Origin of the sequence: Curtobacterium sp. NPDC092190, from assembly GCF_044755625.1 — a bacterium.
Taxonomy (GTDB): Bacteria; Actinomycetota; Actinomycetes; order Actinomycetales; family Microbacteriaceae; genus Curtobacterium.
This window is the reverse complement of record NZ_JBIVRJ010000003.1, coordinates 436,724-463,037: the sequence shown is the minus strand read 5'-3', so window position 1 is coordinate 463,037 and position 26,314 is coordinate 436,724. Positions and strand designations below refer to the sequence as shown.

Sequence of the window (26,314 nt, the reverse complement as noted above, 5' to 3'; positions counted from 1 at the left end):
ACCTGCCGCGCTAGCGCGTGGTGAGCTCCTGGTAGTCCGGGTGCCGCTCGATCCACGCCTTGACGTAGGTGCAGAGCGGGACGACCCGGAGGGACCCCTCGCGGACGTCGTCGAGCGCGTGCTGGACGAGGATCGACGCGTGGCCACCACCGCGGTGCGCGGGGTCGACCTCGGTGTGGGTGAAGCGGATCTCGTCGCCGTCGACCTCGTACGCCGCGAAGCCGATGACCTCGCCGTCCTCGACCAGGGAGTACTGCTGCGCGTCGGTGTCGTTGCGGACCTCGGGTGATGCCATGCAGGGGACCGTACGCCGTCGGACGGGGTGGGGGCTGGGTGCGGTCGGGCGTCGGTCCGCTCTGCGGGAGGATGGTCCGGTGCGCAGCATCGACGACTCGAGCCCCGACCTCGTCGTGCTCGGCGACAACCTCGACGTCCTGCCGACACTGCCCGACGCGTCGTTCACGGTCGTCTACCTCGATCCGCCCTTCAACACCGGACGGAAGCAGCGGCGCCACGCGGTGACCGCCGAGCGCCGGACCGTCGGCGACGCCGGGACGATCACGGGCTTCCGTGGTCGGACCTACGAGCGGATCCGCGGTGACCTGATGCGCTTCGACGACCGCTTCGAGGACTACTGGGCGTTCCTCGAGCCACGCCTGCTCGAGGCCTGGCGGCTGCTCACCGACGACGGCACGCTGTACCTGCACCTCGACTACCGCGAGGCCCACTACGCCAAGGTGCTGCTCGACGCGCTCTTCGGCCGCGACGCGTTCCTCAACGAGATCATCTGGGCGTACGACTTCGGCGCGAAGTCCCGCACGCGCTGGCCGACCAAGCACGACACGATCCTGGTCTACGTGAAGGACCCGGAGCGCTACTGGTTCGACTCCGAGACGGTCGACCGCGAGCCGTACATGGCGCCGGGACTCGTCACGCCGGAGAAGCGCGAGCGCGGGAAGCTGCCGACGGACGTGTGGTGGCACACCATCGTGTCGCCGACCGGCAGCGAGAAGACCGGCTACCCGACGCAGAAGCCCGAGGGGGTCCTGCGTCGGATGGTGCAGGCGTCGTCGCGCGAGGGGGACTGGGTGCTCGACTTCTTCGCGGGGAGCGGCACGCTCGGTGCGGTCGCTCGTGACCTGGGCCGGCGGTTCGTGCTCGTGGACGACAACCCGGTGGCGGTCGACGTGATGCGGCGCCGGTTGCCGCACGCAGCGGTCGAGTCGGCGGTCGGTTCGGCGGTCGTGTCTCCCGTCGCGCAGGAGGACTGAGCGCCTGCCGCCCGGAGCGGCCAGGATGGATCGGGGCGGACGCGTTGCGCCCGGGGAGACGGGGGCGATGGCGGCGAAGAGGGTCCGCACGGCTGCGGTCGGACTGATGGTCAGTGCACTCGCCCTCACGGCCGGGTGCACGGGCGGGACGGGTTCCCCGTCGTCGCGGCCCGAGGACGCGGAGCGAGCGGTGCAGCAGATCGTGGACGACTCGGCCAGTGCGCTCGGAGGGGACTGGACCGTGGAGGAGGGCCCACGACTCGGGACGTGCACGGACGAACGCGGCAACGGCGAGGGCGTGCACTACACGATCCTGTCCTCGCGAGCCGAGCGCGGCGACATCGAGACCGATGTCAGCACCCTCACCACGCTGTGGAAGCGTGCCGGGCTCGTGACGGAGCGCTTCACCAACGGGGACGGCAGCTACTCCGGACTCAACGGCAGGGGCGCCGGGATCGCGAACATCGCGTTCAACTCGTCCGACCTGGGCGGCGGCGACACGATCAGTGCGACCTCGGAGTGCGCGGCTGGCGACTACGTCGAGCTCCGGGAGCAGGAGCGCGGGCAGCGCTGACGAGCGCGGCGCCCGTCCGGGCGGGACGACGGAGGCGACACCCTCGACGTCGTACGACGTCGACGATGTCGCCTCCCAGCGGCGGCGGGCTACTCCGCCGTGTGTCGCCCGTGGTGCTCGGCCGTGGTACCCGGCGGCGTGGCCCCGTGCGACGAGGCGTGCGCCGGGTGCGTCCGGATGGTCGCGGTCGTGGCCGGAGGCTCGTCCACCGGTGCCGCCGCGGCGTGCGCGCCGTGCGTGGTCGCGTCGGTGAGCGGTGCCCGGGTGCCGCCCTCGGGGTGGTGACCGGCGCGGTCAGCTGCACCCGTGTCGGAGGCGGGCCGGTCGGCGGGGGAGGTGGTGCCTCCGGACCGGTCCTGCGGCTGCTGCACCGTGACGTCGGGCGAGGTCGGGACCGCCCGGACCGACCCCGTGTCCGGGGTGACCAGCGAGCCGGTGTCCGCCGCCGCCTGCTGCGCGTCCGCCGCCAGGCGGTCGGAGTCGCCCTTCGCCGCGTTCGCCTGTTCCTGCAGTGCAGACACCTTGCGGAGCGGCGGGACCCGGAAGAACCAGGTCAGGACGAAGGCGAGCAGGATGACGCCCAGCCCGACGAAGTAGACGACGACGGCCGACTGGCTGAACCCGACCAGGAACGGACGGGTGAGCCGCTGGTCCGCACCGTTGAGGAACGACGTGTCGCTCGTGGCCGAGCCGGCGGACGAGCTGGCCGCCGTGTCGCCGTTCTTCAGCTGGTCGACCAGCTTCGGCGCGACCTCGTCGACCACGGTCTTCCGCTGGTCGGCGTTGCTGTAGTCGATCTGCAGCGTGCCGTCGACGACCTCGGCGTTCGCCTTCGACGCGGCGGTCTCGAGCGCCTGCTGCTCGGCGGCCGACTTGTTCGCGGCGACCTGCTCGGCGATGACCGAGTCGGCGGAGGCGGCGGGGATCCGGCCGGCGGCGACCTGCTGCTGCACCTGCGCGGTGACCTGCTTCGTCACGGCCTGGTCCGCGGCCTGCTTCGCCGCTGCGGCACCCTGGTCGAGACCCTGCTGCACGTTCTGCTGCACCGGGTCGACGATCTTCGACCAGATCTGGTCCATCACGCCCTTGTTCTCGGACGCGCTGGCGACCGAGGGGGTGAGCGCGGCGGTGAGGGCCGGCTTGAGCGTCGACTCGTTCTGCATCGCGCCGGTGATGTTCGTCGGCATGAGCGTGAACAGGACGGACAGGAGCACCGCGGTGCCCATCGTGCCGCCGATCTGGCGGAAGAACGTCGCTGCACTCGTGGCGACGCCGATGTCCCGCGGGGAGACCGAGTTCTGCGCGGCGAGGGTCAGTGTCTGCATGAGCTGCCCGAGCCCGAGACCGATGCCGAACATGCCGAGCATGAGGAACCAGAGGGGGCTGTCGGCGGTCAGGAAGGTGAGGAGCGTGAAGCCGATCGCCGTGAACGCGGTGCCCGTGATCGGGAAGGCGCCGTAGCGGCCGGTGCGCGAGATGATCTGACCCGAGGCGATCGAGGAGATCATCAGACCGAGCACCATCGGCAGCATGGCGAAGCCGGACTCGGTCGGGGTGACGCCCTTGACGATCTGCAGGTAGAGCGGGATCGTCAGCATCGCGCCGAACATCCCGAAGCCGACGAGCACGGACAGGACCGCGGCCATCGAGAACACCCGCGAGCCGAAGAGCTTGAGCGGGAGGATCGCGTCGTCGCCCATGGAGCGCTCGACGATCACGAAGGCGACGAGACCCAGCGCGCCGATCGCGTAGCAGGCGATCGCGCCGGGGGAGTCCCAACCCCACTCGCGACCCTGCTCGGCGATGAGGAGCAGCGGGACGAGGGTGACGATGACCAGCGAGGCGCCCCACCAGTCGATGCGGGGCTTCCCGCGGTCGCCGAACTTCGGCAGGTGCAGGAACGTCGTCACCATGAAGAGCGCGATGATGCCGACGGGCACGTTGACCAGGAAGACCCAGCGCCACCCGCTGACGAACAGGATCTCGGACGCGCCGGCGAACAGGCCGCCGACGAGCGGCCCGATGACCGAGGAGATGCCGAACACGGCGAGGAAGTAGCCCTGGTACTTGGCGCGCTCGCGCGGGGCGAGCATGTCGCCCATGATCGCGAGCGGCAGCGACATCAGGCCGCCGGCGCCGAGGCCCTGCAGCGCGCGGAACCCGGCGAGCATGAGCATCGAGGTCGAGAACGACGCGGCGAGCGACCCGAGGATGAAGATGCCGATCGCGGTGAGGAACAGCGGGCGGCGGCCGAAGATGTCGGAGAGCTTGCCGTAGATCGGCGTCGTGATCGTGGACGCGATCAGGTAGGCCGTGGTCACCCACGCCTGCTGGTCGAGCCCGTGCAGGTCGTCGCCGATCGTGCGGATGGCGGTGCCGACGATGGTCTGGTCGAGCGCGCCGAGGAACATGCCGGCCATCAGTCCGTAGATGACGAGCAGGATCTGTCGGTGGTTCATCACCGCGTTCGAGGACGTGGTGGGGGCCGCGGGTGCGGTCGCCGTCTGGGTCATTCGGTCTCCCGTGCGTACTGGTGCTCGCGCGTCGCTCTCGCCCGGGCGCGGGGGAGCGTTGTTGCGCGCACTGCAAAAATACAACCAGCGCAAACGGATTGTTCCCATCCGCCTCGTTCCTGTGGACATCGGCAGGGTCCTCCGGCGGATGCGGAGGAGCGACAGGGGCGCCACCGGACGGATCCGGTGGCGCCCCTGTCGGTCGTCGGGGACTACGCGCCCAGGGCGGCGTCCACGATCTCCTTCGCCTCGCGCTGCACCTGCTCGAGGTGCTCCTGCCCGACGAAGCTCTCCGCGTAGATCTTGTAGACGTCCTCGGTGCCGGAGGGCCGTGCGGCGAACCACGCGTTCTCCGTGACCACCTTGACGCCGCCGACGGCGGCGTCGTTCCCCGGCGCCTTCGAGAGCTTCGCGGTGATCGGGTCGCCGGCCAGGGTGTCGGCGGTGATCGCGTCGCCGTCGAGCTTCGAGAGCCGGGCCTTCTGCTCCTTGCTCGCAGCGGCGTCGACCCGCTGGTAGACCGGCGCACCGAAGCGCTCCGTGAGCTCGGTGTAGAGCTGCGAGGGGGTCTTGCCGGTCACCGCGGTGATCTCGGACGCCAGGAGCGCCAGGATGATGCCGTCCTTGTCGGTCGTCCACGCCGTGCCGTCCTTGCGGAGGAACGAGGCGCCCGCGGACTCCTCGCCGCCGAACGCCACGGAGCCGTCGATGAGACCGGGGACGAACCACTTGAAGCCGACGGGGACCTCCCACAGCCGGCGGCCGAGCGACTCCGCGACGCGGTCGATGATGCTCGACGACACGAGCGTCTTGCCGATCGCCGCGTCGTCGCGCCACTCGGGGCGGTGCGCGTAGAGGTACTCGATCGCCACGGCGAGGTAGTGGTTCGGGTTCATCAGGCCGCCGTCGGGCGTGACGATGCCGTGGCGGTCCGAGTCGGCGTCGTTGCCGGTCAGGACGTCGAAGTCGTCCTTGTGGGCGAGCACCGACGCCATCGCGGACGGGCTCGACGGGTCCATGCGGATCTTGCCGTCCCAGTCGAGGGTCATGAACGCCCACGTCGGGTCGACCTCGGGGTTCACGACGGTCAGGTCGAGGCCGTAGTGGTCGCGGATGCGCTCCCAGTACGGCAGGGACGCCCCACCCAGGGGGTCGGCGCCGATCTTCACCCCGGCGCGCTTGATCGCGTCGATGTCGATGATGTGCTCGAGGTCCGCGACGTACGTGCCCAGGTAGTCGTAGCCCTCGGCTGCGGTCTCGTCCTGGCGGCGGACGTCGGCGTTCCCGCCGGCGATGATCGCGTTCGCCCGGTCGGCGATCCACGACGTGGCGTCGCTGTCGGCCGGGCCACCGTGCGGCGGGTTGTACTTGAAGCCGCCGTCACGAGGGGGGTTGTGACTCGGCGTGATGACGATGCCGTCGGCGGTGTCGCCGTGCTCCGCGCGGTTGTACCGGATGATCGCGTGGCTCAGTGCGGGCGTCGGGACGAAGCCGTCCTCGGCGTCGGCGAGCACGCGGACGCCGTTGGCGGCCAGGACCTGGAGCGCGGTCCGCTCCGCCGGCGCGGAGAGCGCGTGCGTGTCTCGGCCGATGAACAGCGGACCGGTGGTGCCCTGCTCGGTGCGGTACTCGACGATCGCCTGCGTGATCGCGGCGATGTGCGTGTCGTTGAAGGCGGTGTCGAGCGACGAGCCGCGGTGGCCGGAGGTGCCGAACACCACCTTCTGCTCGGGGATCGACACGTCGGGGACACGCTCGTGGTACGCGGCCAGGAGGGCGTCGAGGTCGACGAGGTCGTCTGCGGTCGCGGGGGTGCCGGCGCGGTCGTTCATGCGCCCATCCTGGCACCAGGACCCTCCGCGCGTCGCCGGGTGTCACGCAGCCGCACGGGTCCGGCAGGAGACCGCCCCGGTACGGCACGAGCGGCCGCCCTGCCGGGGACGTGGGGGGACGTCCCGGGTCGGGCGACCGCTCGCGGTCTGGGGGAGCCGGGGCTCAGGCGGTCCGGAACGACCCGGTCGTCGTCCGCAGCGAGCCGGTCACGGTCCGCGTCGAGGACGTCGCGGTGCCGGGACGGCGGAACTGGGTGTCCACGAAGCGGCCGAGCGCACGGCCCGCCCCGGTGCCGGTGTAGCTGCCGACCGGGCGCCATGCGGCCTCGACCGTGTACGCGCCGAGCTCGTCGCGCTGCTCGAGACCGGAGACGTAGGCGCCGCCGAGGGGGTTCTGTCGGTTCTGCACGGGTGCTCCTCGTCGTCGTGCCGAGGGTCCCGGGTCGTCGGACCGACGACCAGGACGCCGTCGGCTGTTGCCCACGACGCTACCGCGTTGTCTTGAATCATGCAAGACAACGCGACGCGGTCACGCGACGAGTTCGCAGAACGTCCGTCCGTCGGCGGTCCAGCTCTGCCGGGCTCGCAGCCCCGCCGTGGCCGCGTGACGGAGGAGTGCGTCGACGCCGACCTCGGCCCACGGGAAGCCCTCGCTCCGGTTGCCGTCCACGTCGACCACGTGCGCGGTGAACGCACGGTCCGCCGCGCGGTCCACGTGGGTCTCGACGACCACGCGGCCGCCGTCGCGGACGATCTCGCCGCACCGGGCCAGGAGCGCGACCGGGTCGCCGCCGATGCCGATGTTGCCGTCGATCACGAGGGCGGTGTCCCAGCGGCCCTCGTCGGGGATCGGGTCGAACACCGAGCCCTGCACGGCCGTGCCGCCGGAGCGTCGGGCGATCGCGACGGCCTCGGCGGAGACGTCCACGCCGAGCGAGGGGATGCCGAGCGCCCGGGCGGCGACGAGCATGCGACCGGGGCCGCACCCGATGTCGATCACGGGGCCGTCCGCGCCCTCGAGGAGGGAACGGTCGATCCGGTCGGCTGCGGCGCTCCACCGGCCGACGTCCATCGTGACCTCGACGTCGGGACGCTCCGGGTCGGTCAGGCGCAGGTGGCCGTCGGTCTGCAGGGCGCGGGCGTACGGCTCGCCGCCGCCGGCGCCGAACGTGACGGTGTCGTGCATCGTCATCGGGCACCTCCGGTCGTCGTGGTCATGGTCGTGTCGTGCTCGGCGGCGAAGGCCGTGGCGAAGCGCGAGGTCGGCGCGAGGGCGGCGACCTGCTCGGCGTCCGCGACGGTGTCGACGTCGAGCAGCGCGGGCAGGGTGCCGACCGACAGGCCGGCGTCGGTCAGGCGCGCGAGCTGCACGGCGCCCGTGTCGTCCTGCGACATCGGGACGCCGCGGAGCAGGGCGCCGTCGGGCTCGCGCAGGTACAGCGACCAGAAGCCGCCGTCGTCCGCCGGGCCGAACCACGCGTCGCGGTCCGGGTCGTCGAACACGGGTGCGAGGTGCTCGGAGGTGGCCTGCGGGGTGTCCATGCCGACGAGCAGCGTCGGACCGGTCATCGCGTCGAACATCGCCCCGAGGCGCTCGTCGAGGCCGCCGCCGACCTGGTGCAGGACCTCGAAGTCGTCGGTGCCCTCGGGCAGGACGACGCCGTCGTAGAGCAGCACGCGACGCGAGGCGGGCAGGGCACGCACCGTCGCGATCGTGTCGGCCAGCGCGGCCGAGGCGACGCGGGCAGCACCCTCCGGGGTCAGGGCCGGCGTCAGCCGGGTCTTGACCTTGCCGGGCAGGCACTCCTTGGCCACGACGACCACCGTGACGTCCGTCATGAGCGTGCTCCTTCCGTGGTGGACCCGGCCACGTCGCGGGCCGGACCGGGCGCGACCACGCGGGGGCGTGCCTCCCGGCCGTACTCGCGCAGCAGACGGGACATGTCGCGGACGGCGTTGACCGTCCCGCGGAGCGTGCCGGTGACCTTGCTGTCACCGACGCGCTGGGCGTACCCGATGTCGGACTCGTCGACCCGCCACCCGGCCGCGTGTGCCGCCAGGACCATCTCGAGCGGGTAGCCGCTGCGTCGGTCCTGCAGGTCGAGGGCGACCAGGTCGGCGCGGCGCATGACGCGCATCGGACCGAGGTCGCGGAGGCGGTAGCCGGTCGCGCGGCGCATCAGGACCGCGAGCACGCGGTTCGCGAAGCGGGCGTGCGGCGCCCACGCGCCACGGGTGGTCGGCACGCGCCGACCGAGGGCGAGGTCGGTCCGCCCGTCGGCCACGCGGGCGACGAGGTCGGGCAGCTCCGCGGGGTCCATCGAGGCATCGGCGTCGCAGAACGCGACGTACTCCGCGGTCGCGGCGGCGACGCCGGCGGCACACGCCGAGCCGAAGCCCTTGACCGGTTCGGTGACGACCGTCGCGCCGTGGGCGCGGGCGACGTCGGCGGATCCGTCGGTCGAGCCGTTGTCGACGACGATGGCGCGGTACCCCTCGGGCAGGCGGCCGATGACGCGCGGGAGCGCGTCCGCCTCGTCCAGGCAGGGGAGGATCACGTCGACGGTCATGTGGTCCATTCGGTGCGGGTCGCCCTGGCGACGGGGCCGATCTCCGGTCGCGCGCGTCGCGTCCTCGTCGGGCTGGTCGCCGGCGGGTGGGGTTCGGTCCATGCTCACGACGTAACACGATGACACGTCGCGGGGTACAGGATCCTGTCCCCCGGGGCGTGTCGAGCGCGGTGATCGGACCGTCTGGCCCGCGATCGGGGGACGGCCGGGAGGCCCGGGTGCGGTCCCGGGTCCGCGTGCGCGGGCGGGTGGTGCGTGCTCGCCCCGCGCTGGTGCGGTGGCGTCTCGCGCTGGTGCGGTGGCGTCCCGCGCTGGTGCGCTGGTGCGGTGGCGCCCCGCGCTGGTGCGGTGGCGTCCCGCGCTGGTGCGGTGGCGGACGCGAGACTCGCCTGGACGGACACGGCTCGCGCCCCGAGGCGCGAGCCGTGTCCGCTGAGACGAGTCTCAGGCGGCGTCGTCCGCTGGACGCTGCGTCACCGCTGCACGGCGGCGCGGAGCGGTGCGGTCGCGAAGTCACGCATGCCCTGCTCGAAGTCGACCTGCGCGTGCCAGCCGAGCTCCGAACGGATCCGCTCGGACGACGCCGTGACGTGCCGGACGTCACCGAGTCGGTACTCGCCGGTGACGACCGGCTGCGGGCCGTCCGGCCCGGCGATGGCCGCGGCCATGTCACCGATGGTGTGGACGACGCCCGAGCCCACGTTGTACGCGCGGAAGGTCTCGGCGGGCAGCTCCGCGGTCGCGGCGATCGACGCGGCGTTGGCACCCGCGACGTCGTCCACGTGCACGAAGTCGCGACGCTGGCGGCCGTCCTCGAAGACGCGGGGTGCCTCGCCGCGGGCCAGGGCCGAGCGGAAGAGCGACGCGACGCCGGCGTACGGGGTGTTCGACGGCATGCCCGGCCCGTAGACGTTGTGGTAGCGCAGGGCGATCGCGGTACCGCCGGTCGCGCGGGCCCACGACGAGGCCAGGTGCTCCTGCGCGACCTTCGTCTGCGCGTAGACGTTGCGGGGGTCCAGGGCGGCCGACTCGTCGATCAGCCCGGGCACGAGCGCGCGACCGTCGGGCCCGATCGGGTCGAAGCGTCCGGCGTCGAGGTCCTCGCGTCGTCGTGCCGGTGGCCGCATCGGCTCGCCGTGGGCGGTCTCGTACGCGCCCTCGCCGTAGACCACCATCGAGCTCGCGACGACCAGGCGGCCGATGCCGTGCCGGTCCATACCGGCGAGCACGTGCGCGGTCCCGGCGTCGTTGGACGACACGTAGTCCGGGGCGTCCTGGAAGTCGACGCCGAGGCCGACCTTGGCCGCCTGGTGGCAGACGACGTCGACGCCGTCGAGCGCCGCCTCGAGGGCGACACGGTCACGGACGTCACCGTGCACGAACGACAGGCCCTGCTGCTCGTGGGCGCGGACGACCTCGGACGGGTCGCCGTGCACGTCGTCACGCAGGGAGTCGAGCACGCGGACCTCGTGCCCCTCGGCGAGGGCGCGACGGACGATCGCGGACCCGATGAAGCCCGCGCCGCCGGTGACGAGCAGGCGGCTCACGCCGTCGCCCCGAGGACACTGGCGCTGGCGGCAGCGGGGACGAGCTCGCGCGGGGTGTAGTCGTCGGGCAACGCGGCGACGACGCCGCCGATGGCGCGGACGATGACCTCGTTCGCGCGGGCCAGGCGCTCCATGACGGCGCCGTGGGTGACCGGGGCGTCGGTGGACCGTGCCGCCTCGTCCTCGGTGGGGGCCAGGCCGGCGTCCGCGTCGGTCACGAAGGACAGGTTGACCGTGCCGATGCCGAGCTCGGCAGCGAGCGGCACCTCGGGCGTCATCGTCATGTTGATCGTGTGGCCGCCGGCCTCGCGCATCCAGGTCGACTCCGCGCGGGTCGAGAAGCGCGGGCCCTGGATGACGACGCACGTGCCCGTCGGCCGGAAGGGCACGTCGAGCGCGGCGACGGCGTCGATCGCGGCGCGGCGGAGCACCGGGTCGAAGGGGTCGGCGAAGGACAGGTGCTGCACCTGGTCCTCGAAGAACGTGTCCTTCCGGCCCCAGGTGCGGTCGATCAGCTGGTCGGTCACGACGAAGGTGCCGGGGGCGTAGTCCGGGTGCAGGCCACCGACCGCGCTCGACGAGACGATCGCACGCACGCCGAGGGACCGGAGGGCCCAGACGTTCGCGCGGTGGTTGATCAGGTGCGGGGCGACCGAGTGCTCGCGACCGTGGCGGGTGAGGAACGCGACGCGCTTGCCGGCCATCGTGCCGACCGTGATCGGACTCGACGTCGGGCCGTAGGGCGTGTCCACGGTGATCTCGTCGGCGGTGCCCTCCTCGAAGAGGCGGTAGAGGCCGGAGCCCCCGATCACCCCGATGCGAGCCGTCGTTCCGTCCACAGGTTCGGTCGTGGTCACGTGGTCCTCCACAGGTCCTCCGGATGTCCTCGGCGCGTGGTGCGCCCTGGATACGCTACTGACGCCCCTCCGGCATCGACCGGGAACGGGGCGTCCCCACGAGGTTCGGAGGCATCCGTGCGCACGATCGGTCAGCACCGCGACGAGGTCGCCGCGCTCCTCGCGCCCGTGCTCGCTGCGCGGGCGGAGGAGACCCTGCCGCTCGACGCGCTGGCGGACGGCGCCGGTGCCGGCCGTGGGTACCGGGTGCTCACCCGGGCCGTCTCCGCGCCGGTCCCGCTGCCGGTGTTCGACAACAGCCAGATGGACGGGTTCGCCGTCCGGTCGACCGATGCCGGCCACGACGTCCGCGTGGTCGACCCGATCCCCGCCGGGGCCGTGCCGGCACCGCTCGGCCCGGGCACCGCTGCGCCGATCATGACCGGGGCGCGGATCCCCGAGGGCGCGGACGCCGTCGTGCCGGTCGAGGCGACACCGCCGGGGGCGTTCCCCGCGGCGCTGGGGCTCGACACGCTGACCGTGCCCGCCGGGACGACCACCGGGACGTTCGTCCGCCGGGTCGGCAGCGACGTCGCCGTCGGCGCCGAGCTCGCCCCGGCCGGGTCCCCGGTGACGCCGGCGCTCCTGGGGGCCCTGGCCTCGGCGGGTGTCGGCGAGGTGTCCGTGGTCCGCCCGGTCCACGTGCTCGTCGTGTCCACCGGCAGCGAACTCACCGATGACGCCGCGCCTGACGGGCTCGACGGAACGGGCGCGGTGATCCGCGACGCGAACGGTGTCGCGCTCCGTGCGGCCCTGGCCGAGGTCGGTGCGATCGCCCGTGGCGTCCGGCTCAGCGACGCCCCGGACGCCTTCCTGCCGGGGCTCGAGTCGGCCGTCGGTGACTGGGCCGACGTCGTCCTGACCACCGGTGGGATCAGTGCGGGGGCGTACGAGGTCGTGCGTCAGGTGCTCGAGCCGCGCGGACTCGCCGTGACCCCGGTCGCGATGCAGCCCGGCGGACCCCAGGCCCTCGGACTCGTCGACCTCGCCGGTCGACGAGTGCCGGTCGTGGCGTTCCCGGGCAACCCCGTGTCCGCCCTCGTGTCGTTCGAGGTGTTCCTGCGGCCGGCGCTCGCGGCCCTCGTCGGTGCACCGGACCGCCCGACCGCCGAGCTGCCGGCCGCCGAGTCGGCGAGCTCACCCGTCGGCAAGCACCAGGTCCGCCGCGGCCGGGTCGCCGACGGGCGTGTGCACTTCGTGGGCGGGCCGAGCTCGCACCTGCTCGGGCACCTCGCCGCTGCCACCCACCTCGTCCACGTCCCCCTCGGCACCGACTCCGTCGAACCGGGGGACCCGCTGACCGTCTGGAGCCTCCGATGACCGACGACCACCCGAACGGCGTGCGCGACGCCGAGCTCTCCCACGTCCGCGCCGACGGCACCGCGCACATGGTCGACGTGTCCGGCAAGGACGTGACTGCCCGCTCGGCCACGGCCACGGCCACGCTGGTGACCCGCACCGACGTCGTCGAGCGGATCCTCGACGGATCGCTGCCCAAGGGAGAGGTCATCGGCACCGCCCGGATCGCGGCGATCATGGCCGTCAAGAAGACGTCGGACCTGGTGCCGCTCTGCCACCCGCTGCCCATCGCCGGGGTCGAGGTGGACATCACCGGCGACGGCGACCGCGTGCGGATCGAGGTCTCCGTGCGCACGACCTCCCGCACCGGTGTCGAGATGGAGGCCCTGACCGGCGCGAGCGTCGCGGCACTGACCGTGTACGACATGGTGAAGGCCGTCGACCGCACGGCCGTGATCACGGACGTCCGGGTGCTCGAGAAGCACGGCGGACGCTCGGGCGACTGGAGCAACCGATGAACCCCGAACCGACCAGGGGCCGTGCGGGCGTCGTCGTGGTCTCCACGCAGGCCTCGACCGACCCCGCGCTCGACCGCACCGGACCCGTCATCGCCGCGTGGCTGCGCGAGCGCGGCTTCGCCGTCGCCGAGCCGACGATCGTGCCCGACGGCGGTCCGATCGCCGAGACGGTGTCCGCCGAGCTCCTCGCGGACGCGAAGGTCGTCGTCACCACGGGCGGTACGGGCGTGACCCCGACCGACCGCACGCCCGAGGCCGTCGCACCCCTGATCGACCTCGAGCTGCCGGGCATCACCGAGGAGATCCGCCGGCGCGGACTCGACGGTGCCGGTCCGACCGCGCTGCTGACCCGCGGGGTCGCGGGCATCGCCGGTGGCCGCACCGTCGTCGTGACCCTGCCCGGGTCGCGCGGGGGCGTCGCCGACGGGCTCGCGGTGCTGGACGGGGTGCTCGACCACGTGCTGGCCCAGCTGCACGGCGAGGGCCACGCACCCCGGAGCGCGTCGTGAGCGGCGACCGTGTCGTCGTGGCCGACGTCGTGGACCGGGTGATCACGGTGGACGAGGTCTCCGCTGCCGTCACGACCGACCGCGACGGCGCCGTCGTGACCTTCGCCGGGGTCGTCCGCGACCACGACGAGGGCAAGGGCGTCACGGCACTCGACTACGAACGGCACCCGAGCGCGGGAGACGTCATCGCCGAGGTCGCCCGGACGATCGCCGTCGACCACCCCGAGGTCCGCATCGCCGTGCTGCACCGCGTCGGCGCGCTCGGCATCGGGGATGTGGCGCTCGCCGCAGCAGTGGCGTCGCCGCACCGTGCCGAGGCCTTCGCAGCCTGCGCCGCGCTCGTCGACCTGGTGAAGGAGCGGACGCCGATCTGGAAGCGTCAGGAGTTCACCGACGGCACGGACGAGTGGGTCGCTGCGCTGTGACGGACGAGGAGACCGCGGCCGGTCACCGGTGGGCACTCGCGCAGGAGCGCGCGGAGGCCGTGCTCGCGGTTGCTGCCCCGGCCGACCGTCAGCGATCGGCGGGTGCCGTCGCATGGGGCCTCGGCGGGTCTGCGGGGGTCGTCGCCGTCCTGGTCGCGCTGGCACTCACGGCGCCACCCGAGGCACCCGCGAGGACGGTCGTGGCCATCGGCGTCGCCCTCGGCGCGCTCGTCCTCCTGGTCACGCAGATCATCCGGGCGGCCGCGGCACGTCGACGCGCCGGACCGGCGCCAGCGCCGGTGGTGGCGGTCCTGCAGACGCGCGAGCGGCACGCGGTCCGGCAGGCGTTCCACGGCCGCCGCTTCGTGCCGGACGACCGTCACGACGTCGTGACCGCCGCGGCCGTGCAGGCAGCGTCGGGAACAGAGCTGGTGTGGTTCTGTGCCACAGCGGTGCTCTGGGTGGGCAGTGCTGCCGTCGGTGGCACGCTCTGGCCGATGTACGCCGCGCTCGCCGTGGTGAACATCGCAGCCGTCGTCGTTCCCGCTCGGGACACCCTCGCCGCGCGACGGTGGCTGACGCAGCACCCGCTGGCCGGGGGCGCTCTCGACGTCACCACGGCCGAGACCTGTGGAATCGCGCAGGAGACCGACGCCCGATCGTGATCGCGCCACCCGATCAGGGCATGGTCCGGCGCTCGGTCGCGCCGTAGAGTCCGGAGCCATGAGCGTTCTGCTGTACGGCGCGGGGATCGTGCTGCTCGTCTTCGCCCTGATCGACATCGTCACCCGGGGCGAGGACCAGGTCCGCGGACTCCCGAAGTTCGCGTGGGTCCTGATCTGCATCTTCGTGCCCGTGGTCGGCAGCATCGTGTGGTTCGCCGTCGGGCACGACTGGAGCACGAACGACCGGAACCACGGCCGCTACCTCGAGCCGAACCGTCACGAGGACCGGTACGCCAGCATCGGTCACGCCCGTGCCGCCCACGGTGACAAGCGCGTCAACGGTACCGAGCAGGAGCTCGCCGCGCTCGAACGCGAGATCGAGTACTGGGAGGCGCAGGCGCGCCTCCGGCGTGCCAAGGAGGCCGCGGGCGAGGGCGAACCGACCCCGGGGAGCTGAGCCGCGCCTCCAGGCCGGCCGCCGCTGCCGCGCTCGCTCGCGGCAGCCGCCACCCCGCTCGCGGCAGCCGCCACCCCGCTCGCCGCAGCCGCCACCCCGCTCGCCGCAGCCGTTACCCGCTCACCGCAGCCGTTACCGCTGGCCGCAGCACAACCGGAAGCACGTCGCGCCGCGGAATCTCGTGGCGCGACGTGCTTCCGCTTGTGCGGGAGCACACAACACCATCGAACCACCGGGGCCACCCCGCGGCACCCGCACCCCGCGGCACCCGCACCCCGCCGCGCCGCCTACCCTTGACGGGTGGCTCATCTCCTCGGCGCCGAGAACGTGCATCTCGAGTTCCCCACCCGTGTCGTCTTCGACAGCGTCACCCTCGGCCTCGACGAGGGCGACCGCATCGGCGTCGTCGGCCGCAACGGTGACGGCAAGTCGACCCTGCTCGCCCTGCTCGCGCAGCGCCTCGAGCCGGACGCCGGCCGCGTCACCCATCGGCGCGGCCTGACCGTCGGGTACCTCGACCAGCGCGACGTCCTGCCTGCGGGGGCGACCGTCGGCAGCATCGTCGTCGGCGAGCTCGAGGAACACGAGTGGGCCGGGGACCCGAAGATCCGCGACATCATCGGCGGCCTCGTGTCCGACATCCCGTGGGAGGCCACGGTCGACGACCTGTCCGGTGGGCAGCGGCGACGGATCGCGCTCGCGAAGCTGCTCGTGGGTGACTGGGACGTGCTGTTCCTCGACGAGCCGACGAACCACCTCGACGTCGAGGGCATCCAGTGGCTCGCCGACCACATCAACCGCCGGTGGTCGTCGAACCAGGGCGGCATGGTCGTCGTGACGCACGACCGGTGGTTCCTCGACGCGGTGTCGACCGACACGTGGGAGGTCCACGACGGTGTCGTCGAGCCGTTCGAGGGCGGCTACGCGGCGTACATCCTGCAGCGCGTCGAGCGTGACCGGCAGGCAGCCGCGAGCGAGCAGCGGCGGCAGAACCTGGCCCGCAAGGAGCTCGCCTGGCTCCGCCGCGGTGCCCCCGCGCGGACCAGCAAGCCGAAGTTCCGCATCGACGCGGCGAACGCCCTGATCGACGACGTGCCGCCGATCCGCGACACCGTCGGCCTGTCGCAGATGGCGACCGCCCGGCTGGGCAAGGACGTGGTCGACCTGCTCGACATCGGTGTCTCGTTCGGCGACGACGTGATCCTGCGTGACGTCGAGTGGCGGATCGCACCGGGGGAGCGGACCGGCATCCTCGGACCGAACGGTGCGGGCAAGTCCACGCTCCTCAACCTGGTGTCCGGCAAGCTGCAGCCGACCACCGGCCGCGTGAAGACCGGCAAGACCGTGCAGGTCGCGGTGCTCGACCAGCAGCTCGCCGACCTGCAGCAGTTCGCGGACGACCGTGTCCGCGAGGTCGTCGCCCGCAAGAAGACGAGCTACGTCGCAGACGGCAAGGAGATGACGCCGTCGCAGCTGCTCGAGCGGCTCGGCTTCACCTCCGAGCAGCTGTCCACGCCGGTCAAGGACCTGTCCGGCGGGCAGAAGCGCCGCCTGCAGCTCATGCTCATCCTGCTCGACGAGCCGAACGTGCTGATCCTCGACGAGCCGACGAACGACCTCGACACCGACATGCTCGCCGCGATGGAGGACCTGCTCGACACCTGGCCGGGCACCCTGCTCGTCGTGTCGCACGACCGGTACCTGCTCGAGCGGGTCACCGACCAGCAGTACGCGGTCCTCGGCGGGCACCTCCGCCACCTGCCCGGCGGCGTGGACGAGTACATGCGGCTGCGCGCGTCCGGCTCCGTCCCGCAGACGGCTGCTGCTGCCGCCGCCGCCTCGGCCGGGAGGCCCGACACGGCGCCGGCAGGCGGCTCCGGCGGTGCCGCGGCCGGGTCCACCACCCCTGCCGCGCCCGGCCTGTCGGGTGCGGACCGTCGCGTCGCGGAGAAGGAGATGTCGGCCCTCGACCGGAAGATCGCGAAGGCGGGGCAGGACCGGCAGAAGCTGCTCGACGCGTTCGCCGCGCACGACCAGTCGGACTACGCGGGGCTCGGGGCGCTGCAGACGAAGCTCGGGGCGCTCGACGCCGAGGTCGAGCAGCTCGAGGAGCGGTGGCTCGAGGTGGCCGAGCAGCTCGGGGTGTAGCGGGGGCCGCGGGCTCGGAGACGTTACTCGATCGACTCCGGGTCGACGCTGTCCTGCTCGGGGACCGCTCCGGCCGGGTCACCGCCACCGGGGTTCGCCACGACCTCCCAGAGGTGGCCGTCCGGGTCCTGGAAGAAGCCGGACCACATGCCCCACGGGCGCGTGTACGGCGCTGCGAGCATCGTCGCTCCGGCGGCTGCCGCACGGTCGAGGAACGCCTGTGCGGCCTCCTGCGACGGCTCGAAGTGCCCGATGGTGGTGCTCGGTGCCTCGGCGAGTGCGACGCCGGAGTCCTTCCGCATGTCCTCGCGCCCGTACACGCTGACGATCAAGCCGTCGTCGAGGGTGAACATCGCCGTGGTGCCGCCCGCCGCGGTCTCGGTCGCAGGGTACTCGGTGCCGATGATCCCGCTGCCGTCGATGCCGAGCAGTGCGCGGTAGAAGGCTGCCGAGCGTCCGACGTCGGCCACGGCGAGGGTGATGGCGTGCATGCCGCGCACGCTACGCCGGACCGGCTGCCGTCAGTCGCCGAGCCCGAGGATGAGTCGTCGGAGCAGCCCGGACAGCTGCGCCTGCTCGTCCTCGGACACCCCGGACAGGATCGCGCGCTCGGCCTGGAGCAGGTCCGCGATCGCGGCGTCCACGGCCGCGCGACCGCTCGCCGTGAGGGACACGAGGATGCCCCGACCGTCCCGCGGGTCCGTCCGCCGGTTCACGAGCCCTCGCGCCGCGAGCCGGTCGACCCGGTTCGTCATCGTGCCGCTCGACACCAGGGTCTGCTGCAGCAGCGCCTTCGGGCTGAGCTCGTACGGTTCGCCCGCGCGCCGCAGCGCCGACAGCACGTCGAACTCCCACGGCTCGACGTCGCTCGCGTCGAACGCGGCCCGTCGTGCGCGGTCGAGGTGCCGGGCGAGCCGGTCGACGCGGGACAGGACTTCGAGCGGCCCGAAGTCCAGGTCGCCCCGCTCCCGACCCCACGCCGCGACGATCCGGTCGACCTCGTCCTGCTGCGGCATCCCTCCATCTTGGCCGAACCGGTCGCGCGCGGCCAGCGCCCGGGCCGTGGGAGGATGGACGGGCACCGGACGGGCTCCACCCCGTCCGGTGTGTTCCGCCTTGGTGTAACGGCAGCACGACGGCCTTTGGTGCCGTTAGGTCCGGGTTCGAATCCTGGAGGCGGAGCGCGGCGTCGGTCCGGTCGACGACGGGCAGCCTCCCTCCTCGACGGGTGTCGCGACGCGCCCCGTCGCCTCCTCGAGAGCCCCGACGACGACCTGTCGTGCGCCGGGTCCACCTCCTCGCGGCTCGCAGCCGCGACGGGGCGGGGCTGATCCGTGAGCGTGGCGACGATCGCGTACTTCGAGCGACAACGGCACGTGCACCCCCACACAACAGCACGAGTGTGCGCATGTCGCGCATGGTCATTGCGCACTTCGAGCAGGTCTGTCAGGATGAGCGCGCAGCACCGATCCACCGGTGCCCACCGTCAACGTCGACTGGAGGACCCCCGCATGAGTGACTTCGACGGGCTGTTGCGAGCCCGGTCCGACGGGGGCGCAGAAGCGCTCCTCCCGACTCCCACGGTCCAGTGCCACGCGGCCAACCTCGCGTTCCTGCCCGGCGGAGACCTCGCCTGCGTGTGGTTCGGCGGCACGCAGGAGGGCGTCTCCGACATCTCGATCCACCTGTCGCGCCTCCCCGCCGGGACGGAGCGCTGGCTCGAGCCCGTCCAGCTGAGCTTCGACAGTGCGCGTTCCGAGCAGAACCCGATCCTCTTCACCGCGCCGGACGGCGACGTCTGGTTGCTGTACACCGCGCAGCTCGCCGGGAACCAGGACACCTCCGAGGTGCGACGACGGGTCTCCCGCGACGGCGGCGAGACCTGGGGAGAGCCGGCACCGCTGCTCGGACGCGATGCGCCGGTCGGCGTGTTCGTTCGCCAGGCACCGGTCGTGCTCGAGAGCGGTCGGATCCTGCTCCCGGTGTTCAACTGCCGGACGGTGCCCGGCGAGAAGTGGGTCGGCAACGACGACACCGCCTCGGTCTGGTACTCCGACGACGGTGGCGAGACCTGGTCCGAGGTCGCCGTGCCCGAGTCAACCGGGTGCGTGCACATGAACATCGTGCCGCGCGATGACGGCGTGCTCTGGGCGTGCTTCCGATCCCGCTGGGCTGACCACGTCTACGAGTCGACGTCGTCGGACGGCGGGATGACCTGGGAGCCGTGCCGGCCGCTCGACCTGCCGAACAACAACTCGTCGATCCAGGCGCGCTCCCTCGACGACGGCCGCATCGCGATGGTGATGAACCACTCGAGCAAGGACGACGCGACGAGCCGCCGTGTCTCCCTGTACGACGAGATCGACGACGCGGGCCTCGCAGCGGACAGCGGTCCGCGGGTCGCTGAGCCCGCGTTCGACGCCGACGGCCCCAGTGCGTTCTGGGGTGCCCCGCGCGCGCCGATGACGCTCGTGGTCTCGAGCCCCGACGGGCGATCCTGGCCGACCGCCTACGACATCGAGAACGGTGACGGGTACTGCCTCTCGAACAACAGCCGCGAGTCACGCAACCGGGAGCTGTCCTACCCCTCGGTGCTCCCCGACTCGGCCGGGGGACTGCACGTCGCCTACACCTGGCACCGCAAGTCGATCAAGCACGTGTACCTGCCTGCTGACGTCCTCGCTGCGATCGTGTCGACGCCGTCCGTCTCCGCCGGTCCGGACCTCCCTGCGAAGGAGCAGCGAGCATGACCCTCCCCATGGTCTTCGCACTCGCGATCACCGTCTTCATGATCGTGCTGATCATGATCGACCGCCTGCCGTTCGGCGTCCCGCCGTTGATCGCCTGCCTGCTGATGGTGGTGTTCGGCGTCGTGCCGATCAACGTGGCCTTCAGCGGCTTCGCCAACGCGACCATCATCATGCTCGCCTCGTTCATGGCGGTGATCGCCGCCTTGCAGAAGACCGACCTCGTCTCGGGCTTCAAACGGATGATCACGAGACTCGGGACGAAGGGCGGGTTCCGTGCCTACGTCCTCATCGTCGTGTTCGTCATGGTGGGGTGCAGCATCTTCGGCACGGGGTCGACGGCCTACTACGTGCTGGTGATCGGCCTGCTGTCGACGCTCGCGTACAACAAGAAGCTGCCGCCGTCGAAGGTCCTCATGCCCGCCGGGTTCGCCGCGAACCACCCGATGCTGCCGTTCAACGTGGCGCTGCAGTACGGCATCGTCGTCGCGGTGCTCGAGGCAGCAGGGGTCCGGGAGAACATCGACCTCGTCCGGTTCTCGATCGTCAACCTCGTGCTCAGTCTCGGGTTCCTCGTCTGGTGTCTCATCGCCTACCGTCTGCTGCCGGACCACCCCATCGTCGACGGCGAGTCCGCCCCGGAGAGCACGAGCGCGGCGAAGGAACCGGCCACGGTCGGTGCCGGCAGCACCCCGACCGGCGACGCGTCCACGCCGGGCACACGTGCCGCTTCGTCCGCAGCGGACCCGGCCACGCCCGGCCCCCACGCCGCCGAGGCGAACGCGACCGCGATCGCCTCGTCGAGCGCGACCGCGACGGTCACCGCGCCGACGCTGGACCGTCGGAAGCAGCTGGCGACGTACGCCTGCTTCGTCCTGGCGATCGCCGGCATGATCTCCTACAGCTACATCGGCGACGCGGGGTACGCGATCACGGGCCTCTCCGTGGCACTCCTCCTGGTGATGAAGGTCCTGGACTTCACGGAGATCCGCGACGCCATCAGCCAGCCGATCATCATCATGTCCGCCGGTGTCATCGGCATCGCTGAGGCGCTCGGCGCGACCGGGCTCACGAAGCTCGTCGGCGAGTCCGTCGCCGGACTGCTCGGCGGCAACGTCAGCCCCTTCCTGCTGGTGTTCGCGTTCTGTGTCCTGACGAGTGTCCTCGCGACCCTCACGGGGTCGACGATCGGCACGGTGTACGTCTTCGCACCGCTGGCGATCGCGACCTGCGTCAGCCTGGGGCTCAACCCCGCGGCTGCGGCCGTCGCCATCGTCATCTCCGGGTGGAACGGACACTTCCTCCCCATCGACGGGCTCCCCGCGATGGTGATGGGGGTCGGGAAGTACTCGCTCCTCCAGTTCTGGAAGTTCACCATCCCGATGTACTTCATCCGCCTGCTGGCGCTGACGGCCGGCGCCCTCCTGCTCTTCCCGATGTGACGGACCTGACGTGACGGAGAACCTGTCGTGACGACCACCTTCGAGCTCGCCCACGTGGGCATCAACAACCCCGACGCCGCAGCCGCGCAGGAACTGTGCGACCTCTTCTGCCTCATGTTCAACCTCGACCCCCGCCAGGGGAAGAAGTCCGAGTTCGCCGGCACGTTCTTCGAGTGCGTGCGATCTCAGTACCTGGGTACGCACGGCCACATCGGGATGTCGACCGACGACCTCGAGGCAGCGGTCGAGGAACTCACCGCGAAGGGCTTCGGCTTCGACCAGGACACGGCTGCACACTTCGAGGACGGCCGTCTGCAGAACATCTACCTGGCGGGGGAGTACGGCGGCTTCGCGGTCCACGTGATGCAGCAACCCCGTCCCTGACCCACCACCCGACCGCCTGGCCCCCCCAGCCGACAAGGAGCACCTGCAGTGACCACCACGATCAGCGGCAGCATCCACGCGCTCGTCACCCCGTTCCACGACGACGAGTCGCTCGACCTCGACCAGATGCGGCTGCACACCGACCGCGCCGTCCGGGCAGGCGCCGACGGCGTCTTCTGCCTCGGTACCAACGGCGAGTTCTTCCAACAGACCGAAAACGAACGGCTCGCCGTGCTCGAGGCGGTCGTCGACGCCACCGGGGGCCGCGTCCCCGTCTACGGCGGCGCCGGTGCCGTCGGGACGAAGGAGACGGTGCGCATCGCCCAGCGCATGCAGGCGTCGGGTGCCGACGTGCTGTCGGTGATCACGCCCTACTTCGCTGCGGCGTCGCAGGACGAGCTGTACCGCCACTTCGCGGCGGTCGCCGGAGCCGTCGACATCCCGGTGCTCATCTACAACATCCCCGCGCGGACCGGGAACACCATCACGCCGGCGACGGTCGCCCGACTCGCGGAGATCGACAACATCGCGGGTGTCAAGGACTCGTCGGGGAACTTCGACGCGATCCTGCAGCTGATCGAGCTGACCGATCCCGAGCACTTCGCGGTGCTCGCGGGGACCGACTCGCTGGTCCTGCCGACGCTGCAGGCCGGCGGCGCGGGCGGCATCACCGCCGTCGCGAACGTCTACCCGCGGACCATGGTCGAGATCACCCGGAAGTGGGCGGCGGGCGACCTCGAGGGGGCCCGCGCGGCGCAGGCGTCGATCCGCACGCTGCGCAACCTGTTCGCGCTCGGCAACCCGAACACGATCGTCAAGGCGGCCACCAACGCCGCCGGCGAGCCCGTGGGGCCGTGCCGCGCGCCGTTCAACCTGCTGAGCGAGGCGGCGCTCGAGAAGATCGCGGACACGGTGCGCGCCGATCAGGCGGCAGGACTGGGCTGAGCCTGCGCGACCCCGGACCTACAGGAGGCGCGGTGCCAGCCGGCACCGCGCCTCCTGTCCGTCACGTGGTCGGGCCGCCACCTATGCGTCAGCGGTTGTAGGCCGGCATCGGTCCGCGGAGCGCAGCGGCCACGTCGTCGACAGCCCGCTGCACGTCCTCCGGCAGCGCACCGGCGGCCAGCGCGGTGAGGTTTGCCTCGATGTTCGTGAGCCGCGACCCACCGATCAGGACGGCGTCCACGACGGGACGGTCGATCGTCCAGCGCAGCGCGAGCTCGGCCATCGGCATCCCCGCACCCTCGGCGATCGCACGGAGCTGTCCGACCGCGGCGAAGACCTCGTCGTTCCAGTACCGGTCGCGGTACATGCCGGCGAGCGGCGAGGACCCGAAGCGTCCCGCGGTCGGGTGCTCGTCCGGCCGGTGCCTGCCGGTCAGGAGCCCGCCGCCGAGCGGGTTGTAGACGATCGTCGCGAGTCCGGTGCTCCTGGCGTACTCGGCGTACTCGTCGTCGATGCGGGTCGCGATCACGCTGTAGACCTGCTGCCCGAGGACGGGCGCGTCGAGACCGAGTCGCGCGGCGGTGTGCCGCAGCTCCGCGATCTGCCAGGCCGCGAAGTTCGAGACACCCCACGTGCGCACCACGCCCGCGTCGACGAGCGCGCGGACAGCGGTCAGCGTCTCCTCCGCCGTGATCGAGCGGTCGGGCTGGTGCAGGTAGAGGACGTCGACGTGGTCCGTCCGGAGCCGTCGGAGGCTCGCGCGCACGCACCGGTCGATCGCCACGGCGGACAGGGGCGCGGCCCCTCCGGCGTCCGGGTTCGGGATGCCGACCTTCGTCGCGAGCACGACCTCGTCGCGGCGTCCGGCGAGCACGGAGCCGAGGATCTCCTCGCTGCGGCCGCCGGCGTACCCGTTGGCCGTGTCGATGCCGGTCCCGCCGGATGCCAGGAAGCGGTCGACCATCTCGGCCGCCGTAGGCTCGTCGACGCTGTCGCCGAAGGTCATGGTGCCGAGGACGGCGGGGGCGAGCCTGCGGCCTCGGATGTCGGTGTCACGCACTGGGTTCCTCTCGTTCGGACGCCGTCGGAGTGACTCGTCGTCGAGTCGCCGGGCGACAGTCGTGCGCACCACTATTGCGTGTTTCACGCAGGTCGTCTAGCGTGTTTCGTGCACGCCGTCGATGCTTCGACGGGACCGTCCACCGAACCCGAGGAGGGGTCCGATGTCGAACCGCCTCGCCGCGATCGCCGACGACCTGTCCGGAGCCGCCGAGGTCGCCGCGGTCCTCGGCACCGGGTCGGTCACCGTCGCCCTGACGCTCCCCGCCGCGCTCGAGCACGTCGCTCGATCGCGGTCCGACGTCGTCCTGGACTGCGACACGCGGTCGCTCGATCCGGCCGTGCGTCGCGCGGCCGTCGCGCAGGCGGCGCAGCGGATGCGCGCAGCCGGAGCGCCGGTGCGGCTGGTGAAGACCGACTCGCTGCTGCGCGGTGGTGTGGGCGACGTCGTCGACGGGCTCACGGACGCCGGTGCACGCGTCGTGGTCGCCTCCGCACTCCCCGCACTCGGGAGGACGGTCGTCCACGGTCAGCTCCTCGTGCACGACCGCCCGGTGGCGGATGCAGGACTGCACGGCCTGGAGGCCCGGGTCGTCCCCGGCCCGCTGGCCGCGGTCGGACCGCGAGCCCGGTCCGTCCCGCTCGCGGTCGTCCGCGCCGGGAGCGCGGCCGTCCTCGACGCGGTCGAGCGAGCGATCGGCGCCGGCGAGGTCCCCGTCGTCGACGCCGCCTCGGACCACGACCTCGACCGGATCGCAGCGGCGCTCGACGGTGCGGACTGCACGATCGTCGGGTCCGGCGGGATCGCTGCGGCCGTCGGTCGCCTCCGCGGAGCGCAGCCCCCGGGCCCCGTCGTGACGAACGACCGGGAGCGGGTGGCGCTCGCCGGGGGCCTCCAGCCCGTCCTGCTCGTCGTGGGCACCGCCAGCGCCGAGGCGACCGGGCAGCTCGCGGCCCTCGCAGCGAACGGTGTCCCCGTCGTGCCCGTGCCCCGTGACGTCCTGCTCCGTGCCGTCGACCGCCGCGAGGTCGACGACATCGACCACCCGGCGCTGCACACCGTGCGGACGGCACTGCGCAGCGGGAGCGCGGCGATCTGCGTCGAGGACCGGCACGAACCGGTGCCGCACCTCGCCCGACGGCTCGCCGACGGCCTCGGCATCGTGGCCGCCGCCGTCAGCGGGCAGGCCGCGCTCGTGCTCACCGGCGGGGAGACGGCCCGGTCCGTGCTCACCCGCCTCGACATCACGACCCTCGTGCCGGAGGGCGCCGTCGAACCGGGCTGCGTCGTGTCCCGCGCGGACGACGGCCGTCGTGTCGTCACGCGTCCCGGCAGCTTCGGGACCGTCACCAACCTGCTCGACGCCGCCACGGTCCTCCAGGCCGGCTCGACCGATCACACCCCGCATCCGGAGGCCGCGTCGAAGCGGCCGCAGGCCGCACGAACCGAAAGGCAGTACCGCAGATGAACGCAACTCCGATCGTCGCTGTCACGATGGGCGACGGGGCCGGTGTCGGCCCAGAGATCGTCGTCGAGGCCGTCGTCTCGCCGGACGTCCTGGCCGTCTGCCGCCCCGTCGTCATCGGCGACCTCGGTCGTCTCCGTCAGGCCGCCGCCATCCGGAACGTCGACGTCACCTTCAACGTCGTCGAGGACGTCGCGGACGCCGGGCACCGGGACGGCGTCATCGACGTGGTCGACCTCGGACTCCTGCCCGAGGACCTGCCGTGGGGGCAGCTCTCGCCGGTCGCCGGCGATGCAGCCTTCCAGTACATCCGTGTCGCTTGCGAAGCGGCGATGGCCGGGAAGGTCCAGGCGATCTGCACGGCTCCGCTCAACAAGGAGGCCCTGCACGCCGGTGGCCACGTCTTCCCCGGGCACACCGAGCTCCTCGCCGAGCTCATGGGCGTCGACGAGGTCTCGATGATGCTCTCGACCGCCAAGCTGAAGGTCGTCCACGTGACCACCCACCTCGGTCTCATCGACGCCGTCGCGCGGATCGAACCGGGACTCGTCGAGCGGACGATCCGGCGCGGCAACGAGGCCCTCGTGCGCGCGGGCAACCCGCACCCGAAGATCGGGGTCGCGGCGATCAACCCGCACGCCGGCGAGAACGGCCTGTTCGGGTACGGCGAGGAGGCCGAGAAGATCGCTCCGGGCGTCGAAGCGGCGCGCGCCGACGGCATCGACGCCGTCGGACCGCTCCCGGCCGACACCCTCTTCTTCCTCGCCGGCCGCGGGGACTACGACCTGGTGGTCGCGATGTACCACGACCAGGGGCACGGCCCCGTGAAGGTGCTCGGGATCGAGGCCGGGGTGAACATCACGGTGGGTCTGCCGGTCATCCGCACGTCGGTGGACCACGGGACGGCGTTCGACATCGCGGGCTCGGGCAAGGCCGATGTCGCTAGCATGATCGAGGCGCTCCGCCAGGCCGCCGAGCTCGCCCCGACGTCGGGCGCGCTGCGACCGGCCCCGGGCGCCTGACAGGTCCTGAGTCCCCACTGTCCGG

Annotated in this window: 27 protein-coding genes, 1 tRNA gene and 1 pseudogene; 17 read left to right on the top strand and 12 right to left on the bottom strand. The window is 72.2% G+C overall.

What is annotated here, in order from left to right; all coding sequences use genetic code 11:
- Nucleotides 1–10: 10 nt before the first annotated feature.
- Nucleotides 11–295 (bottom strand): GNAT family N-acetyltransferase, encoded by a 285-nt coding sequence (locus ACIQFY_RS10005; RefSeq protein WP_209679875.1) that lies wholly within the window; start codon nucleotides 293–295, stop codon nucleotides 11–13.
- A 79-nt stretch (nucleotides 296–374) separates the two neighbouring features.
- Here ACIQFY_RS10005 and ACIQFY_RS10000 point away from each other — a divergent pair, with 79 nt between their 5' ends.
- A complete protein-coding gene (locus tag ACIQFY_RS10000) occupies nucleotides 375–1,271 on the top strand; it encodes a DNA-methyltransferase (protein ID WP_396137161.1) in 897 nt (298 codons plus the stop codon).
- Nucleotides 1,272–1,338: 67 nt separating this feature from the next.
- Nucleotides 1,339–1,845, top strand: a complete 507-nt coding sequence (locus tag ACIQFY_RS09995) for a hypothetical protein (RefSeq protein WP_400339762.1) — start codon at nucleotides 1,339–1,341, stop codon at nucleotides 1,843–1,845.
- An 89-nt stretch (nucleotides 1,846–1,934) separates the two neighbouring features.
- On the opposite strand, the gene ACIQFY_RS09990 is transcribed toward ACIQFY_RS09995, so the two are convergent.
- From ACIQFY_RS09990 to ACIQFY_RS09955, 8 genes are all read right to left on the bottom strand, one after another.
- Nucleotides 1,935–4,358, bottom strand: coding sequence for an MDR family MFS transporter (locus ACIQFY_RS09990; RefSeq protein ID WP_400339760.1), 2,424 nt, complete (start codon nucleotides 4,356–4,358; stop codon nucleotides 1,935–1,937).
- Between the two features lie 212 nt (nucleotides 4,359–4,570).
- Nucleotides 4,571–6,190 (bottom strand): phosphoglucomutase (alpha-D-glucose-1,6-bisphosphate-dependent), encoded by a 1,620-nt coding sequence (gene pgm, locus ACIQFY_RS09985; protein WP_400339757.1) that lies wholly within the window; start codon nucleotides 6,188–6,190, stop codon nucleotides 4,571–4,573.
- Between the two features lie 163 nt (nucleotides 6,191–6,353).
- A complete protein-coding gene (locus ACIQFY_RS09980; RefSeq protein ID WP_209683951.1) occupies nucleotides 6,354–6,599 on the bottom strand; it encodes a hypothetical protein in 246 nt (81 codons plus the stop codon).
- Nucleotides 6,600–6,719: 120 nt separating this feature from the next.
- Entirely contained in the window at nucleotides 6,720–7,382 is a 663-nt protein-coding gene (locus ACIQFY_RS09975) for a class I SAM-dependent methyltransferase (protein ID WP_066652249.1), read from the bottom strand.
- A complete protein-coding gene (locus ACIQFY_RS09970; RefSeq protein WP_271826282.1) occupies nucleotides 7,379–8,029 on the bottom strand; it encodes a DUF2064 domain-containing protein in 651 nt (216 codons plus the stop codon). Before ACIQFY_RS09970 ends, ACIQFY_RS09975 begins: the two co-directional genes overlap by 4 nt.
- Nucleotides 8,026–8,769 (bottom strand): glycosyltransferase family 2 protein, encoded by a 744-nt coding sequence (locus ACIQFY_RS09965; RefSeq protein WP_058728516.1) that lies wholly within the window; start codon nucleotides 8,767–8,769, stop codon nucleotides 8,026–8,028. The genes ACIQFY_RS09970 and ACIQFY_RS09965 overlap by 4 nt, the downstream gene beginning before the upstream one ends.
- A gap of 464 nt (nucleotides 8,770–9,233) precedes the next feature.
- Nucleotides 9,234–10,307 (bottom strand): NAD-dependent epimerase/dehydratase family protein, encoded by a 1,074-nt coding sequence (locus ACIQFY_RS09960; RefSeq protein ID WP_400339753.1) that lies wholly within the window; start codon nucleotides 10,305–10,307, stop codon nucleotides 9,234–9,236.
- Nucleotides 10,304–11,164 carry an MTAP family purine nucleoside phosphorylase gene (locus ACIQFY_RS09955; RefSeq protein ID WP_251160616.1) on the bottom strand — a complete coding sequence of 287 codons (861 nt, stop codon included), beginning with the start codon at nucleotides 11,162–11,164 and terminating at the stop codon, nucleotides 10,304–10,306. The genes ACIQFY_RS09960 and ACIQFY_RS09955 overlap by 4 nt, the downstream gene beginning before the upstream one ends.
- 117 nt (nucleotides 11,165–11,281) lie before the next feature.
- Between ACIQFY_RS09955 and glp the strand changes: the two genes are divergently transcribed.
- From glp to ACIQFY_RS09915, 8 genes and pseudogenes are all read left to right on the top strand, one after another.
- Nucleotides 11,282–12,523 carry a gephyrin-like molybdotransferase Glp gene (gene glp / locus ACIQFY_RS09950; protein ID WP_400339750.1) on the top strand — a complete coding sequence of 414 codons (1,242 nt, stop codon included), beginning with the start codon at nucleotides 11,282–11,284 and terminating at the stop codon, nucleotides 12,521–12,523.
- Complete coding sequence (moaC, locus tag ACIQFY_RS09945) at nucleotides 12,520–13,020, top strand: cyclic pyranopterin monophosphate synthase MoaC (RefSeq protein ID WP_400339748.1); 501 nt, start codon at nucleotides 12,520–12,522, stop codon at nucleotides 13,018–13,020. The genes glp and moaC overlap by 4 nt, the downstream gene beginning before the upstream one ends.
- The gene (locus tag ACIQFY_RS09940; protein ID WP_251155336.1) at nucleotides 13,017–13,529 is read left to right on the top strand and encodes a molybdenum cofactor biosynthesis protein B; all 513 of its coding nucleotides are present in this window, start codon (nucleotides 13,017–13,019) and stop codon (nucleotides 13,527–13,529) included. The genes moaC and ACIQFY_RS09940 overlap by 4 nt, the downstream gene beginning before the upstream one ends.
- Nucleotides 13,530–13,546: 17 nt before the next feature.
- Nucleotides 13,547–13,954, top strand: a complete 408-nt coding sequence (locus tag ACIQFY_RS09935; protein ID WP_209683943.1) for a molybdenum cofactor biosynthesis protein MoaE — start codon at nucleotides 13,547–13,549, stop codon at nucleotides 13,952–13,954.
- Entirely contained in the window at nucleotides 13,951–14,619 is a 669-nt protein-coding gene (locus tag ACIQFY_RS09930; RefSeq protein ID WP_400339745.1) for a hypothetical protein, read from the top strand. Before ACIQFY_RS09935 ends, ACIQFY_RS09930 begins: the two co-directional genes overlap by 4 nt.
- A gap of 58 nt (nucleotides 14,620–14,677) precedes the next feature.
- Nucleotides 14,678–15,076 carry a PLD nuclease N-terminal domain-containing protein gene (locus tag ACIQFY_RS09925; RefSeq protein ID WP_400339742.1) on the top strand — a complete coding sequence of 133 codons (399 nt, stop codon included), beginning with the start codon at nucleotides 14,678–14,680 and terminating at the stop codon, nucleotides 15,074–15,076.
- A gap of 300 nt (nucleotides 15,077–15,376) precedes the next feature.
- Nucleotides 15,377–15,845: pseudogene (locus ACIQFY_RS09920) on the top strand (ATP-binding cassette domain-containing protein); the annotation flags it as partial.
- Nucleotides 15,846–15,901: 56 nt separating this feature from the next.
- Nucleotides 15,902–17,224, top strand: a complete 1,323-nt coding sequence (locus tag ACIQFY_RS09915; RefSeq protein ID WP_400339925.1) for an ABC-F family ATP-binding cassette domain-containing protein — start codon at nucleotides 15,902–15,904, stop codon at nucleotides 17,222–17,224.
- Between the two features lie 23 nt (nucleotides 17,225–17,247).
- On the opposite strand, the gene ACIQFY_RS09910 is transcribed toward ACIQFY_RS09915, so the two are convergent.
- Nucleotides 17,248–17,715, bottom strand: a complete 468-nt coding sequence (locus tag ACIQFY_RS09910; RefSeq protein WP_400339740.1) for a VOC family protein — start codon at nucleotides 17,713–17,715, stop codon at nucleotides 17,248–17,250.
- 30 nt (nucleotides 17,716–17,745) lie between these two features.
- The gene (locus tag ACIQFY_RS09905; protein WP_066652288.1) at nucleotides 17,746–18,240 is read right to left on the bottom strand and encodes a MarR family winged helix-turn-helix transcriptional regulator; all 495 of its coding nucleotides are present in this window, start codon (nucleotides 18,238–18,240) and stop codon (nucleotides 17,746–17,748) included.
- A gap of 94 nt (nucleotides 18,241–18,334) precedes the next feature.
- Between ACIQFY_RS09905 and ACIQFY_RS09900 the strand changes: the two genes are divergently transcribed.
- From ACIQFY_RS09900 to dapA, 5 genes are all read left to right on the top strand, one after another.
- Nucleotides 18,335–18,406 (top strand) — tRNA-Gln (locus ACIQFY_RS09900).
- Nucleotides 18,407–18,735: 329 nt separating this feature from the next.
- Complete coding sequence (locus ACIQFY_RS09895; protein WP_400339736.1) at nucleotides 18,736–19,974, top strand: exo-alpha-sialidase; 1,239 nt, start codon at nucleotides 18,736–18,738, stop codon at nucleotides 19,972–19,974.
- Nucleotides 19,971–21,413, top strand: a complete 1,443-nt coding sequence (locus tag ACIQFY_RS09890; RefSeq protein ID WP_400339734.1) for an SLC13 family permease — start codon at nucleotides 19,971–19,973, stop codon at nucleotides 21,411–21,413. The genes ACIQFY_RS09895 and ACIQFY_RS09890 overlap by 4 nt, the downstream gene beginning before the upstream one ends.
- Nucleotides 21,414–21,440: 27 nt before the next feature.
- The gene (locus ACIQFY_RS09885; protein WP_400339733.1) at nucleotides 21,441–21,797 is read left to right on the top strand and encodes a hypothetical protein; all 357 of its coding nucleotides are present in this window, start codon (nucleotides 21,441–21,443) and stop codon (nucleotides 21,795–21,797) included.
- 48 nt (nucleotides 21,798–21,845) lie between these two features.
- Nucleotides 21,846–22,742 (top strand): 4-hydroxy-tetrahydrodipicolinate synthase, encoded by an 897-nt coding sequence (gene dapA, locus ACIQFY_RS09880; protein WP_400339730.1) that lies wholly within the window; start codon nucleotides 21,846–21,848, stop codon nucleotides 22,740–22,742.
- A gap of 88 nt (nucleotides 22,743–22,830) precedes the next feature.
- Here dapA and ACIQFY_RS09875 read toward each other — a convergent pair whose 3' ends face one another.
- Nucleotides 22,831–23,802: an aldo/keto reductase gene (locus tag ACIQFY_RS09875; protein WP_400339728.1), complete on the bottom strand. Its 972-nt coding sequence runs from the start codon at nucleotides 23,800–23,802 to the stop codon at nucleotides 22,831–22,833.
- Between the two features lie 163 nt (nucleotides 23,803–23,965).
- Between ACIQFY_RS09875 and ACIQFY_RS09870 the strand changes: the two genes are divergently transcribed.
- The gene (locus ACIQFY_RS09870; RefSeq protein ID WP_400339725.1) at nucleotides 23,966–25,270 is read left to right on the top strand and encodes a four-carbon acid sugar kinase family protein; all 1,305 of its coding nucleotides are present in this window, start codon (nucleotides 23,966–23,968) and stop codon (nucleotides 25,268–25,270) included.
- Nucleotides 25,267–26,289 (top strand): 4-hydroxythreonine-4-phosphate dehydrogenase PdxA, encoded by a 1,023-nt coding sequence (gene pdxA / locus ACIQFY_RS09865; RefSeq protein WP_400339722.1) that lies wholly within the window; start codon nucleotides 25,267–25,269, stop codon nucleotides 26,287–26,289. Before ACIQFY_RS09870 ends, pdxA begins: the two co-directional genes overlap by 4 nt.
- Nucleotides 26,290–26,314 lie beyond the last annotated feature (25 nt).